We start from the raw sequence: 16,350 nt of genomic DNA on the forward strand, positions 1-16,350 counted from the left end.
CGGGATCGAGGTCATCGCAAAGCCGACCGACCGTCAGCCCACAACCGCCGCCGCCTGACCGGCCCCGGCCGTCACCAAAATTTGGCGATAGCTCTGCGGTAGAGAGCATGAGCTGTTGGTAGATCAACACCGGGCGAGTGACTGATGCTGGCGCATCAGCGGCGACTGCTTTTTCCATTCAGCGCTTGAGATTTCACGTCGGCAATCCTCGAAAAGCGTATTGCTTAAGTGCAGCCGCCTTGGATCGCTCTAGGTGCGCGCAACAGGAGACTCGGGACGATCTACCCGATTCGATCAGAACGAAAAGCCGACTTGAGCAAACGGGAAGGCCAATGCGAAAGTTGGAGATCCATGCTCTACCCATAGAGAATGCATCGGCGAGCCCGACTTGACAGAGCGGCCAACCCTGCAGTTCTTCGATCTTTCAGTTCGAGATAAATTACTGGCAGAGACCGGCGCGACTTGTCTTTGTCTCGCTCGACATCAGCAATGGATAGTTCAGGCCTCGGTCACGGCGTGTTTGCGGGCCTCATGCGCTCCTGCGTGGGCTTTGTGTTTAGCATACTCGCGCTTCCCCGGTCGACCCATGGCTGGGCGAGGCAAAGGAATCCATTTTTCGTATTGCTGCAAGGAAGCAATTACGACATCGACAGCTACGCGGGTCAATCCAACATACTCATCCGCTCTGCAGACGACCGATGTCCACCAATGTATTGGAGACCCTTCCAAGGGTTTCCAGATAAATTCCTTTGATCCGGCCTCCCCCCGTCGTTTGGCAAACCGCTCGGCCGCGAGTGCCACTGCAGACTCCGTCTTGAGAAATGCCTTGGTCATCCTGCCGGTTTGCAGAATACGTGAGGGAACGAAGCCACCAGTCCGGCAAAGATTCAGCAGCTCGTCGTATAGACCCGGCGCCAATTGACGCTGAAAGTGTACCAGCGGGTAGGGGCTCAAATCGCGAAGACGCAACTTGTCCACCTTGGCGAGGGGGTGCTCAGCGTCGACCACGACGCCAAGAGGTTGCCCAAGTGGGGCCGAGACCCGAAGCCCCCGTTCTTCGAACGGGTGCCGAAGAACACCGACATCTATTTCTCCGGCTGCGAACAGACGTTGTTGGTCCGATGTCGAGGCCTCGATCACATGTACTTCGACCTGCTCCTGCTGAAGACGGCTTACGACGGCCAACAGCATGCTCCTCGAAGTTTCCGGAGGAAATGCGATCCGAAGGTGTCGTGATTGGCTCGGCGAGAGTGACCGCACTGCCCGCAGAGCAGCGTCAAACGCTTGTACGGCATTGCGGGCCTGCGGGAGGAAGGCCTCCCCTGTCCTGGTCAGAGTAACTTTCTTGCTGGTGCGGTCAAAGAGTTTAAGGCCCAGCTCGCTCTCCAAGTCGGCTATCCGCTTCGAAAGAGGCGGTTGGCTCATATTCAAGGTGCGAGCGGCCCTCGCGAAGCTGAGAGCTTCCGCAACTGCGACGAAATAGCGGAAGTGTCTGATGTCCATTTTATGACTATAAAACTACAGGAACCCGCCATCAAGGAGACAAATCATCTTAAAGTGGCCGGTTCCCGACACTGGAGGGTATCGCCGACATATGAGCAGCACACTGGACGAGGCAGGTTCCGTGCCTTTGATGGGCTCGGGAGGAAGCAGGACAAGAGCAAAGCCCCGGTCCGCACATAGCCAAGCGTGAAGGTCGGAACAGCCGCTAAAACGCGTGCAGCCCATGGTGCCTGCCCATGTTGCACGCCGAGGGTTCCCGTTCTGTGCGTCAAGTTCAGCAAAATCGATCATGGGGTCCGGCCGAGCCATCCCCTCGGAGCCGCCGTCGCCGTCGAACGTCGCAAGCACATTCAGACCCCACCGAAATGCTCTCTGATCGAGACTTCGAGCGAGCCTACGTCTATCTGGTACATCGATCGCGAACTCAGGCCCCCTTGTGGCATCAACCCGCTTGGTCGGTCGGGGCCCACAAGGGCGGCCACTTTTCCTGGCCTCGAGTGAGCGGCGGGACCACTAGCACCATTCTCTCTACTGCCCGGAGGCTCGGCGCGTCTTCGGCCGATTGCGGGTACATTCGTGGAGAGTCCTGGACACCCTGCAGTCGGTCTCGCCCGAAGTAGATCTGAAGCGCATCTTAGCGAGGACTGCCTCCCGCCCTGCTTGGGATCACTTGCAGCACGTCGTCCTCGCAATCGGGCGTATCGTCCTTCCAGCGTACCGAACCGAACGGACGCTCCAGCATGCGGCGGACGCGCGCGGGCTCATCGCCGATGTGAAAAGCCTCCGCTTTCTGATCCAACGCGCGCTCGGATTGCGTGGAGCGGTTGCGCAGGCGCAAGTAGTCGAACCAGGTCGGGCAATGAAAGCGCTCGGTCCACAATTCGGGATCGGCGATATCGCGCGCCATCGACCAGCCATAGGCGCCGTTGCGTTGGCGAGACAATTGCACCTCCTGCATCAGGTTGTGAAATGACCGCGCATTGTCCTGCAGCACACGGTACTCGATCTCGACTACCAATGGCCCGCTGCGCCCGGTCAAGGCAAGCCGCACCTCGGGATCGTCAAGCGCTGCAGGTTCCTCGCCCGGCGCCCCGATGGGCGGCATTCGCAACCAGAGCCCCAACAGCGGCGAGGCCAGCATCAGGGCTGCCGAGAGCAGGAGCGCCGTTTCGATGCCAAGTGCATCGGTCAAACAGCCCCAGCCCCAGCTGCCAACGGCGATGCCGCCTGAGCTCGCCGCCTGATAGGCCGCAAGCGAGCGTCCTGCCACCCAGCGCGGCGCCGACAGCTGCACGCCGATGTTGAACACCGCCCATGCGATCATCCAGACGGCGCCCGCCAGGACGAGCGCGGCCCCAGTCAAGACCGGATGACGGCTCAGCGCCACGGCGGTAACCGCCCCGCCCATGGACAGCGCACAGGCGCGTATCGCGGCCTCTCCGCTCATACGCTTGCGCACCTCCGTGATGTAAAACGCGCCGATCACCGCGCCGAGACCAAAGGCTCCGAGCAACATGCCGTAGGTCTGGGCTCCGCCATGGAGGAGATCGCGAGCCACCAGCGGCATCAGTGCAGTGATCGCGCCGCCGATAAGGCCGGTCACCATGGCGCGGATCAGCACGATTTTAATGGACGGCGAATTCGTGATGTAGCGCAGGCCGGAGACGATTGCCCGGCCGAGCCTCTCAGGTGGCAGACGTGAAGGTTCGGCGACACGTTTCCAGAGGAACAGCGCGGTCATGAGCGGCAGATAGAGCAGCGCGTTCAGCGCGAATGCGGCCACCGCACCGGCGGTCGCCACCACAATACCCCCGACGGCTGGCCCCACGCTGCGCGCGATGTTGTAGCTGATCCCATTCAGCGCGACCGCCGCGGGCAGCGCTTCTGAGGGCACCTGCTCGCTCACCGAGGACTGCCAGGCTGGTCCCATCAACGCCATGCCGCTGCCGACGACAAAGCAGAGCGCCAGCAACACATTTGGCGTGATCAGGCCCAGCCAGGAGAGCGTCGTCAGAGCGCTCGCGCCGGCGAGCGCGATTCCGAGCGAAACAATCGCCACCATGCGCCGGTCCCGCATGTCCGCGATCGCGCCGGCCGGCATCGAGATCAGCATGATCGGCAGCATCAGCGCGGTTTGCACCAGCGCTACGGTATCAGCCGATGCGCTCATCTGCGTCATCGCCCAGGCGGCAGCCACCCCCTGAATCAGGATGCCGAGATTTGAGAGTACGCTCGCCAGCCAGATGCGTCGGAAGGCGGCATACCGCAGTGGCGTGGTGATGCCATCGGTGCTGAACGTCTTGGGCTTGGACAGATGGGTCATATCGGTTGGGCTGACCTGCGTTGGCTTGATACTGGACCAGATCAGTGATCGTTCGCGGCGCCAGAACAACAGCAACGTCCTTTGGTAACTCCACGAGTGCGGTATAGGGAGCCTGCGTTATTCTGTGGTCAATGTTGCAATTGTTCTCATCCACCTTTGTGTTGCCACCATATGATCCGCAAGCGGCTCAGCTCCCTAATTCAGCTCGAATCGCCGTGAGCTGAGCTGGATCGAATAATCGGATGAGCTGCCTGTGACCAGGTCGGCAAGAACGCGTGCCGAGACGGCAGCCAACGTAAGGCCGAGATGCCCGTGGCCGCAGGACACGAAGATCGAACGATGTTCCGGGATTTGTTCAATGATGGGCAAGGAGTCCGGCGTGGCGGGGCGCTCTCCGCTCCACACCTCGAAGCCCGGCCGGGCTCTGAGCGCGGGCAGGACTTTGCGCGCACGCTTCAACGCCGACAAGAGTAGTCCCGGTCGTGCTCGTAGCCCCGGCAATCCAAAGTGACTGATTCCAGCAATTCGGGCTCCGCGCTGACTGGGGGTGAGAACCACGCCCAAACCAGGTATCGCAGTTGGCCGACTTATGAATCCAGGCTCGACGTCCAGCTCGAGGTGGTACCCTCGTTCTGCTGCAAGGGGGATGCGATGATCGCAATTTGCCAGAAGCTGGTTCGCATGCGCTCCTGTTGTCAGAACCACCGTCCGAGGCGAGTAGGTTTCAAGATGACCCCGAACGGTGACCTCTCCCGTCTGTTTGCTTTGCAACGCCTGAACCCGATCGCGGCATACGGTACCACCACGTCGCACGAAGACGTCGGCGAGAGACGTCACAAATGCCGCGGGATCTGTGACATGCGCCGCGCCTTGGACAAGGGTAGCACCGGCAGCGACACCGCCCATGGCAGGCTCGAGCTCGGCAATTTCTGGTCCGACCAGCATCTGGACAGCCAAACCTAGCGATGCACGAATGGAATTGAAGTGGGCTGCTTTTCCGACTTCTGAAGGCGAAAGGTGGACGGTCAGGTAGCCGCGTCTGCAGATCGGCGGCAGGTCCGAGCCGAGTAGCAGCTCGTATGAGCGTAGCGCGTGTCGGCACAGCTCGTGGAGCAGGTCCGTGTCGCGCCGAACCTTGTCGCATCGCGTTGCCTTCGCATATTGGATGGCCCACGGCAAAAGCCGCAGGGCTGACATCCAATCGAGGGCGGCAGGCGAACTGGATTTTAGAAAGGTCGCCGGAAGGTCCGCTAGCCGATGCTGGGCGCTCAAAGGAAATGCGCCCGGGGCAATCAACCCTGCATTGCCGAAACTACAACCCGCCGCGACGGAGCTCTGCTCCAGCAGCGTAACCTGAAGCCCGCGCTGTTGGAGCGCCAAGGCTGCGGTCACGCCGACGACGCCGGCACCCACGACAAGAGCGTCGATGCCGTCCGCCATCATTGCCGCTCGAGCTGGATGCCCAAGCCTTTCCGTCTGGCATTGAGGATCGCACGAGCGCCCAGCGCAACGTCAAGCACCCCCATTCCGATCAGGACGACATTGATCTTCTGGTTGTCTGGGGGAAGAGGGAGCCGGCCCGACATGACGCTGCCGATGTCGCCAGCGATCCGGTTCCAGCCTGTCCCGCCCTCGCGGAAATCGCTGCGGCGTAGCCTGATGCCGTCTGCATCGTCAACGACGATCCAAGCGTCAGAGAGAAGTTTCAGATCGACCTCTCGCCGCGTCCCGAGCGTGCAGACAACGGCACTATTCTTGAGCCACTCTGCACGAACCACATCGGTATCCCTGGAAACACCAGTAGACGTGAAAACAACGTCGGCGCCACATACGGCTCCGCTCACGTCGGCCGTGGCGGTGAGTGTGAGGTCCCGCCGAACTGCCGTAGCGACGGCATCGCAGGCCTGTCGTGCGCTCGATTCTCGCAGCGACGCCACGACAATATGTTCGACTGGTTGTGTCGCGGCCAAGAACTTGACCAAGGCGCTGCCGATGGCTCCGGCGCCGACCACCGCCGCGCTTTTCATGGGACGCCTGCAGCATGCCGATGCAGCCGCAACAGCCATTGCAGCCGTTCTTTCCGACGTCAGTTGTGTGCCGTTCAAGACCCCCTCGAGCATCCCTGTTTCTGCGTCACATACCAGGATCGTCGCGGGGACGCGCGGCAAGTTCCGTGAGGGATTTCTGTCTGCAACCGTGAACCACTTGATGCCGGCTGCAGAACTTGAAAGTACGCCGCCGCAAACGCTGCCCATGTGCAGGTGGTCGCCGTTGACATCGAGGCCGAAACCCGCCTTTGGCCCCTTGACCACGATTGTGCTGTTCATCTCACGCAGCGTTTGGCTCACGGTTTCGTAGATTTCTTCATCGCTCAGGCAAGCTTTGATGCTTGCCGCATCCAGATACAGAGGCGAAGCGGAGAAGAGATCTTTACCAGGACCAACTGGCATGCGCACCATCCTTTCAGGTAGGTATCGAAGAAATGATCGATTTTTCTAGGGGATCGAAAGCCTCGCGGTTCGCCGATGCAGCCATTTTCGCAGCCTCGAAACACCACGGTTGATCGATTGGCGATTTGCGGGCCTTGCCAGCTTGCAAGCCAGGCGTGCTTGTCAAATGAGCGCCGGGACGAGCCACGAGGAGGGCAGAAGCTGCATGCATAAAGTTGCCGAGGTTCAGTGGCTCAAGACCGATTGCAGGAACGAGCGCGTGCGTGCGGACTCGGGATTGCTGAAGATCTTGTCGGGTGAACCCTGCTCGATGATGCGTCCGGCGTCGAAGACGAGGACACGGTCGGAGACCTCGCGCGCGAAGCGCATCTCGTGCGTGACGATCAGCAGCGTGACGTTCGTCTCCTGCGCCACGCCTCGCACCACGTCGAGAACCTCGCCGGCGAGCTCAGGATCCAGTGCGGAGGTGATTTCGTCCAGGAGTAGGATCTCGGGTTTCAAGATGAGCGCCCGCGCGATCGCGATGCGCTGCTGCTGACCTCCAGACAGCTGGGTCGGATAGGCATGGACTTTGGCTTCGAGACCCACCATGCGGAGATAGTCGAGCGCGCTTCTCTCGGCTTGCTTCCTGTGTTGTCCCAGCACGGTCGTGGGTGCCAAGATCAGGTTCTGCAGCACGGTCAGGTGCGGGAAAAGGTTGAATTGCTGGAAGACCATGCCGCACCGACGGCGAACCCGCGCCTCCTGCGAGCCCTTGAGCGGTTTGCCAACCGCATCGAAGAGGATGCTTTCTCCGAAAAGGCGGATATCGCCGCTGGTCGGCTTTTCCAGCGTCATGGCCAGCCGCAGCACCGTCGTTTTTCCCGAGCCGCTCGGGCCGATCAGCGTGACTTTCTCCCCGGGGCGCACCTGCAGGTCGAGGTCGACGAGCACGCGGTGAGCACCGAAGGATTTCGAGACCATCTCGAATTCGATGGCGTACATGGTCTCCTGCGAGTTGGGAGCGCAGCGATGCGGGTCATTCGCATCGAAGGCTGCGGCGCCTGCCGCGACGAAGGGATCATGGTGACTGAATTCCACGGTGCTAGACATGCTTGTCCTTCAATCGGGAAAGGAAATAGAGGAACGGCAAGTTCATCACGATGTAGATGAGGCCGGCCAGAGTGAAGGGCTCGAGGTAGCGGAAGCTTTCGTAGCCGGCCGTGTTGGCCTGCCCCATCAGCACCGGCACTCCGAGCGCAAACAGGTACGAGGAGTTTCGGAACAGGGCGAGCACGTAATTGAGCAATGCGGGAACGGATCGCTTGATCATCAAAGGAACCAGCACGCGTCGCCATGTAACATACGGACTCAAATGGAGCGCTACACACGCATCGCGCAATTCGGCGGGTATCGTGATCAGGCTGCCGCGGTAGACCTCCGAGCAGAACGCTGCATAGACCACGCCCAATACGGCAATGCCAATCGGCATTGCCGGAAACGTGAGCCCCACTTCCGGCAGCACGTAGAACGCAAAGTAGAGCACAACGAGGATCGGCACTCCCCGAAAGAGTTCGAGCAGGAAACGCACGAATGCCCGTCCGAGCCTGGTACTTACATTCTCCAAGATCGCAAGCAGCAGGCCGGCTGTGAGTGCAATGGCCGAGCTCGCAAGCGTTACCAGGACGGTATGCCAAACGCCCACCATGAGGCGCGGCAGAATGTCGAGGGCAAAGCTCCAGTCCCACGTCATGGAGCCACCCCTGCCGGCGAATCCGCTCCGGGCGCGATCTGCACCCTTAGGCGTGCGGCTCGTAACGCACGATTGAGCGGAAGCGCGCGCTCGATGGCCTGAAATGCGGCAGCGCAAACAAGACACAGAATCCAATAAAGGGCGGCCAGCAGGCAGAAGACGGTGGCCGTCTCGAATGTCTGGCTGCGAACGTTGTTTGCAACATAGAGCACGTCCTGCACGCCGACGAAGCTCACGATCGAGGTCCACCTAACCATGTCTCTCGCCAGGCTGCCGAACGCCGGAACGATCTGCGAAAGCGCCTGCGGCAGCACGACCTTCGTAAGGCTCTGAATTTTATTCAGTCCAAGCGCATGGCAAGCATCTGTCTGCCCGCGATGGACTGCCTCGATGCCGCCGCGAACGATCTCGGCGCCGTATGCGGCACCAAGCAGCGACAAGACGATGATCGATGCCATGACAGGACTGAGACGCGGCACCCAGGGCATGAGTGGCAGAACATAGAAGACCCAGAACAGCCAGACCAGAGCCGAGGGACCGCGAATGATCTCGATGAAGAGCATCGACGATATTCGTACCGCTGGGCTCTTGGAGAGCCTCAGCGGGCCGAGGACAAGCGCGCCGAGTGCTGCACCCGAAATGGTGCAAAAGGCCACCCACACCGTGACCAACAAGCCCCGCGCGAGTGATGGCCAGTACTCCAGCACTGCTTCCACCTGAATCGCTCCGCTACTCGCAGCCCGCCTCGGCGTCGCCGGCTTTGGTGAGCTTCGCCAGCGCATCCCAGTTGGGAATCCCATACTTCACGACGTACAGCTGCTCCATGGTCCCATTGCTGCGCAACACATTGAGCTGTTCGTTGAATGCATCGCGAAATCGCGCGTCTTCTTTGCGAAACACGGCGGCAAACCCGTGCGTTGGCGCCTGCTTGTCGACGACGACCTGAAGACCTTTTTCCTCCGGATTCGTGATGGTGAATTGCCCGACGACAAATGCGTCCGCCCGGCCGCCGACGACGGTTGCAGCGCTAGCCTGGATGTCAGTGACGCGCACGAGCTGATCGGACTTCACGCCTTGCTTCAGCGCATATGCTTCTTGGGTTGTCCCCGTGATCACCGCCAGCTTGACGTCCGAACTCCGCGCAACTTGCGAGTAGCCGGTCAACTGCTTCGGATTTCCAGGCCGGGTATACAGCGCATCCCGCATTACCCAAATGGGAGCCGCAAACATCACAGCCTTGCAGCGGGATTCGGTGATCACCTGACCGCCGACGAAGTCGAACTGGCGGGCCTGCAGTCCGGGGATCATCGCGTCCCACTTGGCGAGCACCGGCGTGAGAGCCGGCAGGCCCATGCCCTTGAGCGCCAGGTTCAGGACCTCGACGATGTAACCGGTCGCGTGCCCGTCTGGCGATAGAGCGATATAAGGAGGTGCCGAGCCGAGTCCGACCTTGACTTCCCCGGCCCTCTGAACCGAGGCGAGAAGAGGCCCCTCGGTTTGCGCGTTGCTCGGAAGCGAAAAGCCGGCGGCTCCCAGCAGCAAGAGCATTGGCACCCGGCGCATAACCGTCTCCTCCCTTCTGAGAATTGTGTTGGATGCAATGTAGGTGAACTCGCTACGGAGGCGCCAACACCAATTTCAGGGGGATCGATACCATATTGGAATTGATGACGCGGGTGATTGCCTGTCGGTTCACGCCTCTCGGTTCACCGCTGACGATCGACCTTAAGTCCATACCCCGAGGCCGCAGAAACTCGGCAGGCACGCGGCCATGGGCGCTCAAAGTGACCGATCCGCTGCCGGATTGCGAAAGTCCGGCTTCCTTGGTCTTGCATCGGATGCTCATGACCCAAGCCGTGCGCGGGCTTCGAACGTCAACCTGAAACTCCTGACGCGGGCGTAGATGCAACCTTTCGGGCACGGCGGCGCTTGAAGAACTTCCCGATTTCTTGTTGAGGCGCGCCTGTATTGAACGCTTCACGATAGGCAGCCACGGCCATTTCCATTGCAATCGCATAACGCTGTTCATCAAACTGCCGATTTGCCGCTTTCGAGAGGCTGTACGCCACCCGCGGCTGCTTCGCGAGACGGCGGGCAGCCTCCAGCGCGACCTCAAGCACCTTCGAGGGCTCCGCGACCTCGTGAATGAAGCCCAGATGTTTAGCCTCCTCGACTTCCATAAGACGGCCCTGCAGCGCTAGCTCGAGAGCCCGCCGCCCGATCCGCTCCCACATGAGCCATGTGCCGAAGACGCTCGGAAGACCCGAGGTCACTTCCGTTTGGCCTACCCTGACACCGGGATGAGCAATCACGTAATCGCAGAATTGTGTGACCTGGAAGCCGGATCCTGCTGCAACGCCATTGATCGCAGCGACGAGGGGCTTGCTGAATTGTCGGACCGAGTCGTAGCACTTGGTGAGACGTTGCATGAATGCCTCGATGTTCATGCCATCGGCAAATTCCTGCAGTTCCGACAAATCCTGACCGGAGCAGAACGCTCTGTCGCCGGCTCCCGTGATAATGACGGCGTCGACACTCAAGTCCGTATCGGCAGCGCTGAGTTTGCGTCCAAGCGCGTCGCGTAGCGCCGAGGTCCAGGCGTTGTAGCTCTCCTGCCTGTTGATCGTGAGCACCAGCACGCCTTCGTGCATCTCGGAAAGCAATTCTTCCGGGCTGTGAGCAAACTTCTGGCCTTCCGTCATCATATTCTCCTTGACCACGCTCCGGCATGTTGCGCGGTTTGATGGTATGTCGTGCGTGCTGTTGGTTGGGTATCGTCGCTGGTAATTCGACGTCCTCGTCGAGTTTCACCAGCTGCCTGTCCAAATGCGGCCATCCGGTCGCACTACTCGTGCCGCCTTCTCAGGTTCACCGAATAGCCGCTTGTTGCAATGGCAACGATCCTCGGGTTGGCGTCCAACGATCATTGCAGGTCCACCTGCTCTTGGTGAGCGCTCAGCCCGCCGTCGAACCTCTCGTCGGGATCTCGGATTGAGCAGACGATTCCATACAGATCCATATGCGTAACCCCTGCTCGCTCGAACGAATAGGCTGACGCCTTCATCCCAAAGCTCAAGGCCCCCTTCGAGCTTGCGTTAGCCCTCAGCTGATGTCGTCGAGACGGAGTTGGTGAAAGCTGAGCTTCACGGTACTTCGCTTTATTCGCAGCCAGGCACGACGTCGCCGGCCTTCGTAACCTTGGCGAGCACGTCCCAGTTCGGAAATCCATACTTGCCGACATACAGATCCTTCATAGCGCCGCTGCTCCTGAGAAAGCCGAGCTGCGCATTGAACTCGTCGCGGAAACGCGCGTCTTCCTTGCGAAAGGCGACGGCCATACTCGCGATCGGCGCCTGGTTGTCGACAACGACTTCGACCCCCTTCTGCTGAGGATCCGGCACGGTGAATTGTCCAACGGCGAAGGCATTGGCCCGGCCACCCCGAACAGTCGCTATGCCGGCTTGTATGTCTGGGACGCGAACAAGCTGAGCTGAACTGATTCCCTGCTTGACCGCAAACGCCTCCTGGGCGGAGCCCGTTAATACAGCAAGCTTGATATCGGTGTTCTGCGCGATCTGCGCGTAGCCGGTAAGATGCGTCGGATTTCCAGGCAGCACATGAAGAGCATCCTGCTGAGCGGTGATGGGCGCCGAGAAGGCGACCACCTTGCAGCGGTCTGCAGTGATCAGCAGGCCGGCCGGCACCAAGTCGAAGCGGCGGGCCTGCAGGCCCGGGATCATGGCGTCCCAAGTCGTGAGTGAAACAGAGATTTTCGGCGCGCCCAACCCTTTGAGCGCGAGGTTGGTCACGTCGATGAGATATCCCTGTGGCTCTCCGCTCGGCGACGTGGACGCCCAAGGAGGCGCCGCAGCGATCGCCGCCTTGGTTTCGCCGGCTTCGCGCATCGAGAGGAGCAAGGCATCTCCGCTTTGAGCATGCGACGGAAGCGAAAAGCAAGCAAATGCGAGCAATCCAACGAGCGACGAAAATTCTAAGTTCGAACGCATGCCTCCTGGTCCTTCAAAGTAGACAATTCTCAAGTATTATGTGCGAAATGTAGTGTGTGCGAAATGCCTCAGGGGATACCAATACCAATTTCAGAATCCTCCATACCAACTTGGAATTGGTGCGCGGTTGTCAGATCCGGCACCCCTCGCAGTCACGCTCGCTCACGTCGGTCGGAACCGGAGACGTTCGCGGGCGCACAATGAGGCAGCAACACCAGCCTTCTTAATGGCAGGCGAGCGGTTGAGTTAGCAAAGACGACGAGCGCGCCGCCACCGCTGTCAGTCGCGGAGCACGCGGCAGCCTCGCCAGTTTCGTGAGGCACGCCTACGACGATCTATCAGTGCAGGATGCCGATGCATTCACGCGATAGTGCTCACCTCGCCTCGGCCAGAAAAAATGAGCGGATTTCTTCACGGCAGGACGATGGTTCTTTCCTCAAGCATCCTTTCGTGCATGCGAGAATGCAATAGCCTTGAAGCACCGATTTCAGCGCCAGCGCTTCTCGTCGGCGTCGTAGGTACCTGAGAGCGGATCGCCGATATTTATCAGCTCACGTTTGAGCACTTTGTTGCTCGCCACTGTCCTGGGAAGCGCCGAAGTGAAGGCGAGGTATCGCGGCACCTTGAAGGCGGCAAGACGTGCACGCGCATGCTGGAGAATTCGTTCGACGGATACATCGTCCACCTTCACGCCATCCTTCAGCTCCAGGAAAACCTTGACCTCCTCGCCGCGTTTTGCATCGCGAACTGGCACGGCGGCAACATCCGCGACCTCGGGAATTTCGCGAATGACGGCCTCAATCTCGCGCGCGGCGATGTTCTCTCCAGATCGACGAATCATGTCCTTCGTACGCCCGACCAGCCAATAGAAGCCGGACTCGTCGCGGCGCATCAGATCGCCAGTCTTGAACCATTCACCCTCGAACGACTGCGCATTCGCATCTGGCCTGCGCCAGTAGCCCTTGAAGATTCCACGACCGCTGACCCATAGCTCGCCGACTTCGCCGACAGGCGTGGGACTGCCGTCCTCATCGACCAAACTCAGCCTTCGAAATGGGGCTCGCATACCAAACGGAGCGCCTTCGTGATCGATATCGTTGGGCATCAGGGTGGCCATCGCCACTTCCGTCATCCCGTAGTTATTCTGGCCGCGCACACCGAAGCGCGTGCGGAACTGCCGGATCGATTCCGCACTCCAGCCGCCGAAATGGTGAACCTGCTTCAGGGAAGTCATTGTGTCATCGGTGGCCTCAGGCTCGCGCATGACGAATTCGGGGAACGCGCACCACTCGATGCGGTATTTCTTCAGCCAACCGATGAAACCAGAGGAGCTCATTCGCTCGGCCAAATACAGCGTGCCGCCCTGTCGATATGACCTGAGAAGCGCCAGGAGGGTGTCGACGTAGTAGAAGGCCGACCAGGCCAGGTACCTGGTGTATGGCTGGGTGTCTATGCAGGCCAATGCGTACGAGCCGACCCCCCAGTAGTCATGCGTCAACATGCAGCCTTTCGGAAAGCCCGTCGTTCCCGAGGTATATTGAATGTTCAACAGGTCATCGGGTCCAACGTCCTCCTCGACCGGACCGTCGTCCGCCGGCTTGAGCAGTTCGTCGAGATTAGTCACTCCCTCCGAAGGCCGTCCGACGACGATCACTTGCGCTTTGGGCAGAGTTTGCGGCCATGGATCCATCTTGGAGAACACGGACCATGCCATTTCATCGACTATGGCGAAGCGCGCCTGAGTGTCGCCGAGAACGTACTCGATCTCCCTGGGCGTGTAGCGTGTGTTGATCGGAACCAGGATCGCCCCAAGCTTCGCAAACGCAAACCAAAGGATAGGGTATTCGATGCGGTTGGGGAGCATCACACCGATACGATCGCCTTTGCGTACGCCGAACGCACGCAGCGCATGAGCGTATTCGTTCGACCGACGGTCGACCTCGGAGTATGTTGCGCGCTCGCCGCGCTCGAAGACATCGATGGCGACCGCCGAGCCGTGTGTTCGCGCTCGAAGCGCGACCAGCTGTCGCACCGTGATGGTCTCATATACGGCCTCTAGAACTTCCAGCTTGCGCAGGGCATTCGCTGCTTGCTGCTGCAGTTCGATTTCAGCCGGTTTGGTAGTGACCGTCATGTGAGACCCTGATGTTCAGTAGCAAAGTCCAACTCAAGCAATCGGCGCAAGCTCTTCATGAGGTACAGCCGCCTCGAAAGCTGTCGTTGCGCAGCCGAAACTCGACCGGGTCGTCGCGACGCGGAAGTTAGCCCAAGGAAGCCTCGTTCATTCGCCTCTCGGATCAAGGGAAGAAGAACCGCCCCGTCGGCTCATGAACTCAGCGCAGAAAGGTCATCAAATTGCGGGTTTCGGAGGACGATGTTCCATCGGACTTTCAGCCGCACGAAATGGTGACACCTTGCGTGACGAACTGGGAAAAGTCAGTAAGCGAAGCGCCCTGGAGTCCGCCCACCAGTGAGCGATCGGATTGATATGGCGGATCGTACTTGCCATCGGCACCGATCCTCCCCTCTCAGCGACCGCGATGATCTTGTGCCAGCCCCGGCGCTTGAGGGTGGGCATAAGGATGGGCGTGTTGCTCATGGTCACGCCGATAGCGGGCAAGCAGCGGCTCGATCGCCTGTCGCCACTCCGATACGAGTCGATCCTCGGCAGGATAATCGAAAGGATCATCGAGCCGTTTCTCGATATCCTCTGCGAGCACATCGCGGCGCTCCGCATACCACCGAACCGTCGCCGTGACGGCTTCGACTGCCGGAACGACGTCTTTGTAGCCGAGTTCACGCTTGATCTTGTTGACGTCGTAGAGTCGGTGCCAGCTTCCCTGTGGATCGGTGAACACCATAGGCCACGATGGCCACGCCAAGGCGGCCGGCACACTAATGATTTCCCACTCGTGGCCCAACGCCTTTGCAACCGCTTCCGCGATCTGACGAAGCGTGAGCTGACGCTCGTCGGCACAATTGTAGACCTGTCCACTGGCCTCTTGAGGCCGATCCACCGCGCACAGAACGGCATGCGCCATGTTGACGGAGTAGCCGCGCGCGATGAGCCGCAACCCCCCATCTGGAAGCACGATGAACGGACGCCGATCCAGTGCGCGTCGGATCAAGCACCATTCGAATGGGAGAAGCTGGTTGGGTCCATAGACTATCGGGTAGCGCAAGACAGTCGCGCCGGGGTGCAGAGCCATGATTTCGCGCTCGGTCTCGGCTATGCGCCAGGCAAACCGCCCATCGGCATCCGTTTCGGCCTGAACCGTCGGTGCTGTCTCGGGGGTCGGGACGGGCAGCCCCGTCGGAAAGAGTGCATCCGAAGCCATATGGCCGTGAGTAGCCGCCACCGAACCGACCGCGATGAAGCGCGTCGGACGATCCTTGAAATGGCGCGCGAGCAACCGCGTGCGTCCGTAGGTCGCGACGACCAGATCGAACTCCCGCTGCCCCAGCGCCTCTTGAATTGTTTCGATGAAGTGCGGGTCACCGTGTATGTGTTCGACGAAATCGGGGATGTCATCGCTCTCGTGGGTGCCACGATGAAACAGAGTGACTGTGTATCCCCGGGAAATCAGTCCATTGACGATATGAGGTCCGGAAGGCCCCGTACCGCCGACGACCAAGGCGCGCTTTGCTTCGCTCACGGGGCTACTCTCCACGCCTGCGCTTGCACTGCCCAAAATTCGAACCCGACGGCACCGTCACCTCCAGAAACTGGCATTCATTTGCTTGAACTGTCGGTCAATCGCCTGGACGAGGCCAATACCAATTTAGGGGCGATCAATACCAGATCGGAATTGGCGGTAGCGGATCCGCCCTCTCGTGGTTCGGGAGGCTACCAGACCAGCCGCTCGGGCGACGAACAGCCACGGCATGGAACGGACGACTGAACCGACTTGTATTGCGACCAGACGACTGGCAGCGCCGCCGCACCAGGCTTTCGCTGCGGATAGGCGGTACAGAACTGCTCGATGCAACGGGGGGGTCTTGCCGCTGCCGCTCTTTTCAACGGGTAACGCAGTTCTCACGGGTTACGCGCGGTCGGGTTTGCTCGATGAGCGGTGGTTGGGTTTCCGAGCGATCGCTGCGCGAGACGAGAGCACAATCAGAAGAACTGCTGCAGAAACTTTGATGTGAAGGTACCTGATTTTTCGATGGGCACGCAAAAAGCGGCCGGCCCGCAAGGGGCCGGCCAGTGATGGTCCGTCGCGAGAGGAACAAGTACGACGAACACCTCGGAAGAACGATGAGCAGCAACGCGCCCAAGAAACGCTCAATCGGTCCAGGGCGTAGCTCAGTTCGCGGGATATGCGGCCGGCGCTC

Annotated in this window: 12 protein-coding genes; all 12 read right to left on the reverse strand. The window is 60.2% G+C overall.

Annotated elements, in window-relative coordinates:
- Positions 1-498: 498 nt before the first annotated feature.
- Positions 499-1,503, reverse strand: a complete 1,005-nt coding sequence (locus ABIC09_RS28650) for a LysR family transcriptional regulator (RefSeq protein WP_354111332.1) — start codon at positions 1,501-1,503, stop codon at positions 499-501.
- Positions 1,504-2,137: 634 nt separating this feature from the next.
- Positions 2,138-3,826, reverse strand: a complete 1,689-nt coding sequence (locus tag ABIC09_RS28655; RefSeq protein WP_354111419.1) for an MFS transporter — start codon at positions 3,824-3,826, stop codon at positions 2,138-2,140.
- A 195-nt stretch (positions 3,827-4,021) separates the two neighbouring features.
- On the reverse strand, positions 4,022-5,269 hold the full coding sequence (locus ABIC09_RS28660; RefSeq protein WP_354111333.1) for an NAD(P)/FAD-dependent oxidoreductase: 1,248 nt from the start codon (positions 5,267-5,269) through the stop codon (positions 4,022-4,024).
- Positions 5,266-6,276: an NAD(P)-binding domain-containing protein gene (locus tag ABIC09_RS28665; RefSeq protein WP_354111334.1), complete on the reverse strand. Its 1,011-nt coding sequence runs from the start codon at positions 6,274-6,276 to the stop codon at positions 5,266-5,268. The genes ABIC09_RS28660 and ABIC09_RS28665 overlap by 4 nt, the downstream gene beginning before the upstream one ends.
- Before the next feature lie 225 nt (positions 6,277-6,501).
- Positions 6,502-7,260 carry an amino acid ABC transporter ATP-binding protein gene (locus tag ABIC09_RS28670; protein ID WP_354111335.1) on the reverse strand — a complete coding sequence of 253 codons (759 nt, stop codon included), beginning with the start codon at positions 7,258-7,260 and terminating at the stop codon, positions 6,502-6,504.
- A 100-nt stretch (positions 7,261-7,360) separates the two neighbouring features.
- A complete protein-coding gene (locus ABIC09_RS28675) occupies positions 7,361-8,008 on the reverse strand; it encodes an amino acid ABC transporter permease (protein WP_354111336.1) in 648 nt (215 codons plus the stop codon).
- Positions 8,005-8,724 (reverse strand): amino acid ABC transporter permease, encoded by a 720-nt coding sequence (locus ABIC09_RS28680; protein ID WP_354111337.1) that lies wholly within the window; start codon positions 8,722-8,724, stop codon positions 8,005-8,007. Before ABIC09_RS28680 ends, ABIC09_RS28675 begins: the two co-directional genes overlap by 4 nt.
- 13 nt (positions 8,725-8,737) lie before the next feature.
- Entirely contained in the window at positions 8,738-9,571 is an 834-nt protein-coding gene (locus tag ABIC09_RS28685; protein ID WP_354111338.1) for a transporter substrate-binding domain-containing protein, read from the reverse strand.
- Between the two features lie 311 nt (positions 9,572-9,882).
- The gene (locus ABIC09_RS28690) at positions 9,883-10,710 is read right to left on the reverse strand and encodes an enoyl-CoA hydratase/isomerase family protein (protein ID WP_354111339.1); all 828 of its coding nucleotides are present in this window, start codon (positions 10,708-10,710) and stop codon (positions 9,883-9,885) included.
- A 456-nt stretch (positions 10,711-11,166) separates the two neighbouring features.
- The gene (ehuB, locus tag ABIC09_RS28695) at positions 11,167-12,015 is read right to left on the reverse strand and encodes an ectoine/hydroxyectoine ABC transporter substrate-binding protein EhuB (RefSeq protein WP_354111340.1); all 849 of its coding nucleotides are present in this window, start codon (positions 12,013-12,015) and stop codon (positions 11,167-11,169) included.
- A 487-nt stretch (positions 12,016-12,502) separates the two neighbouring features.
- The gene (locus ABIC09_RS28700; protein WP_354111341.1) at positions 12,503-14,149 is read right to left on the reverse strand and encodes a class I adenylate-forming enzyme family protein; all 1,647 of its coding nucleotides are present in this window, start codon (positions 14,147-14,149) and stop codon (positions 12,503-12,505) included.
- A 394-nt stretch (positions 14,150-14,543) separates the two neighbouring features.
- The gene (locus ABIC09_RS28705; protein ID WP_354111342.1) at positions 14,544-15,671 is read right to left on the reverse strand and encodes an NAD-dependent epimerase/dehydratase family protein; all 1,128 of its coding nucleotides are present in this window, start codon (positions 15,669-15,671) and stop codon (positions 14,544-14,546) included.
- Positions 15,672-16,350: the final 679 nt, after the last annotated feature.

Source organism: Bradyrhizobium sp. S3.12.5 (assembly GCF_040548225.1).
Classification (GTDB): domain Bacteria; phylum Pseudomonadota; class Alphaproteobacteria; order Rhizobiales; family Xanthobacteraceae; genus Bradyrhizobium; species Bradyrhizobium cytisi.

Bases quoted from the DNA above. Each gene is read 5' to 3' on its own strand.
- ABIC09_RS28650 (WP_354111332.1), bottom strand. From the start codon at position 1,503: ATGGACATCAGACACTTCCGCTATTTCGTCGCAGTTGCGGAAGCTCTC.
- ABIC09_RS28655 (WP_354111419.1), bottom strand. From the start codon at position 3,826: ATGACCCATCTGTCCAAGCCCAAGACGTTCAGCACCGATGGCATCACC.
- ABIC09_RS28660 (WP_354111333.1), bottom strand. From the start codon at position 5,269: ATGATGGCGGACGGCATCGACGCTCTTGTCGTGGGTGCCGGCGTCGTC.
- ABIC09_RS28665 (WP_354111334.1), bottom strand. From the start codon at position 6,276: ATGCCAGTTGGTCCTGGTAAAGATCTCTTCTCCGCTTCGCCTCTGTAT.
- ABIC09_RS28670 (WP_354111335.1), bottom strand. From the start codon at position 7,260: ATGTACGCCATCGAATTCGAGATGGTCTCGAAATCCTTCGGTGCTCAC.
- ABIC09_RS28675 (WP_354111336.1), bottom strand. From the start codon at position 8,008: ATGACGTGGGACTGGAGCTTTGCCCTCGACATTCTGCCGCGCCTCATG.
- ABIC09_RS28685 (WP_354111338.1), bottom strand. From the start codon at position 9,571: ATGCGCCGGGTGCCAATGCTCTTGCTGCTGGGAGCCGCCGGCTTTTCG.
- ABIC09_RS28690 (WP_354111339.1), bottom strand. From the start codon at position 10,710: ATGACGGAAGGCCAGAAGTTTGCTCACAGCCCGGAAGAATTGCTTTCC.
- ehuB (WP_354111340.1), bottom strand. From the start codon at position 12,015: ATGCGTTCGAACTTAGAATTTTCGTCGCTCGTTGGATTGCTCGCATTT.
- ABIC09_RS28700 (WP_354111341.1), bottom strand. From the start codon at position 14,149: ATGACGGTCACTACCAAACCGGCTGAAATCGAACTGCAGCAGCAAGCA.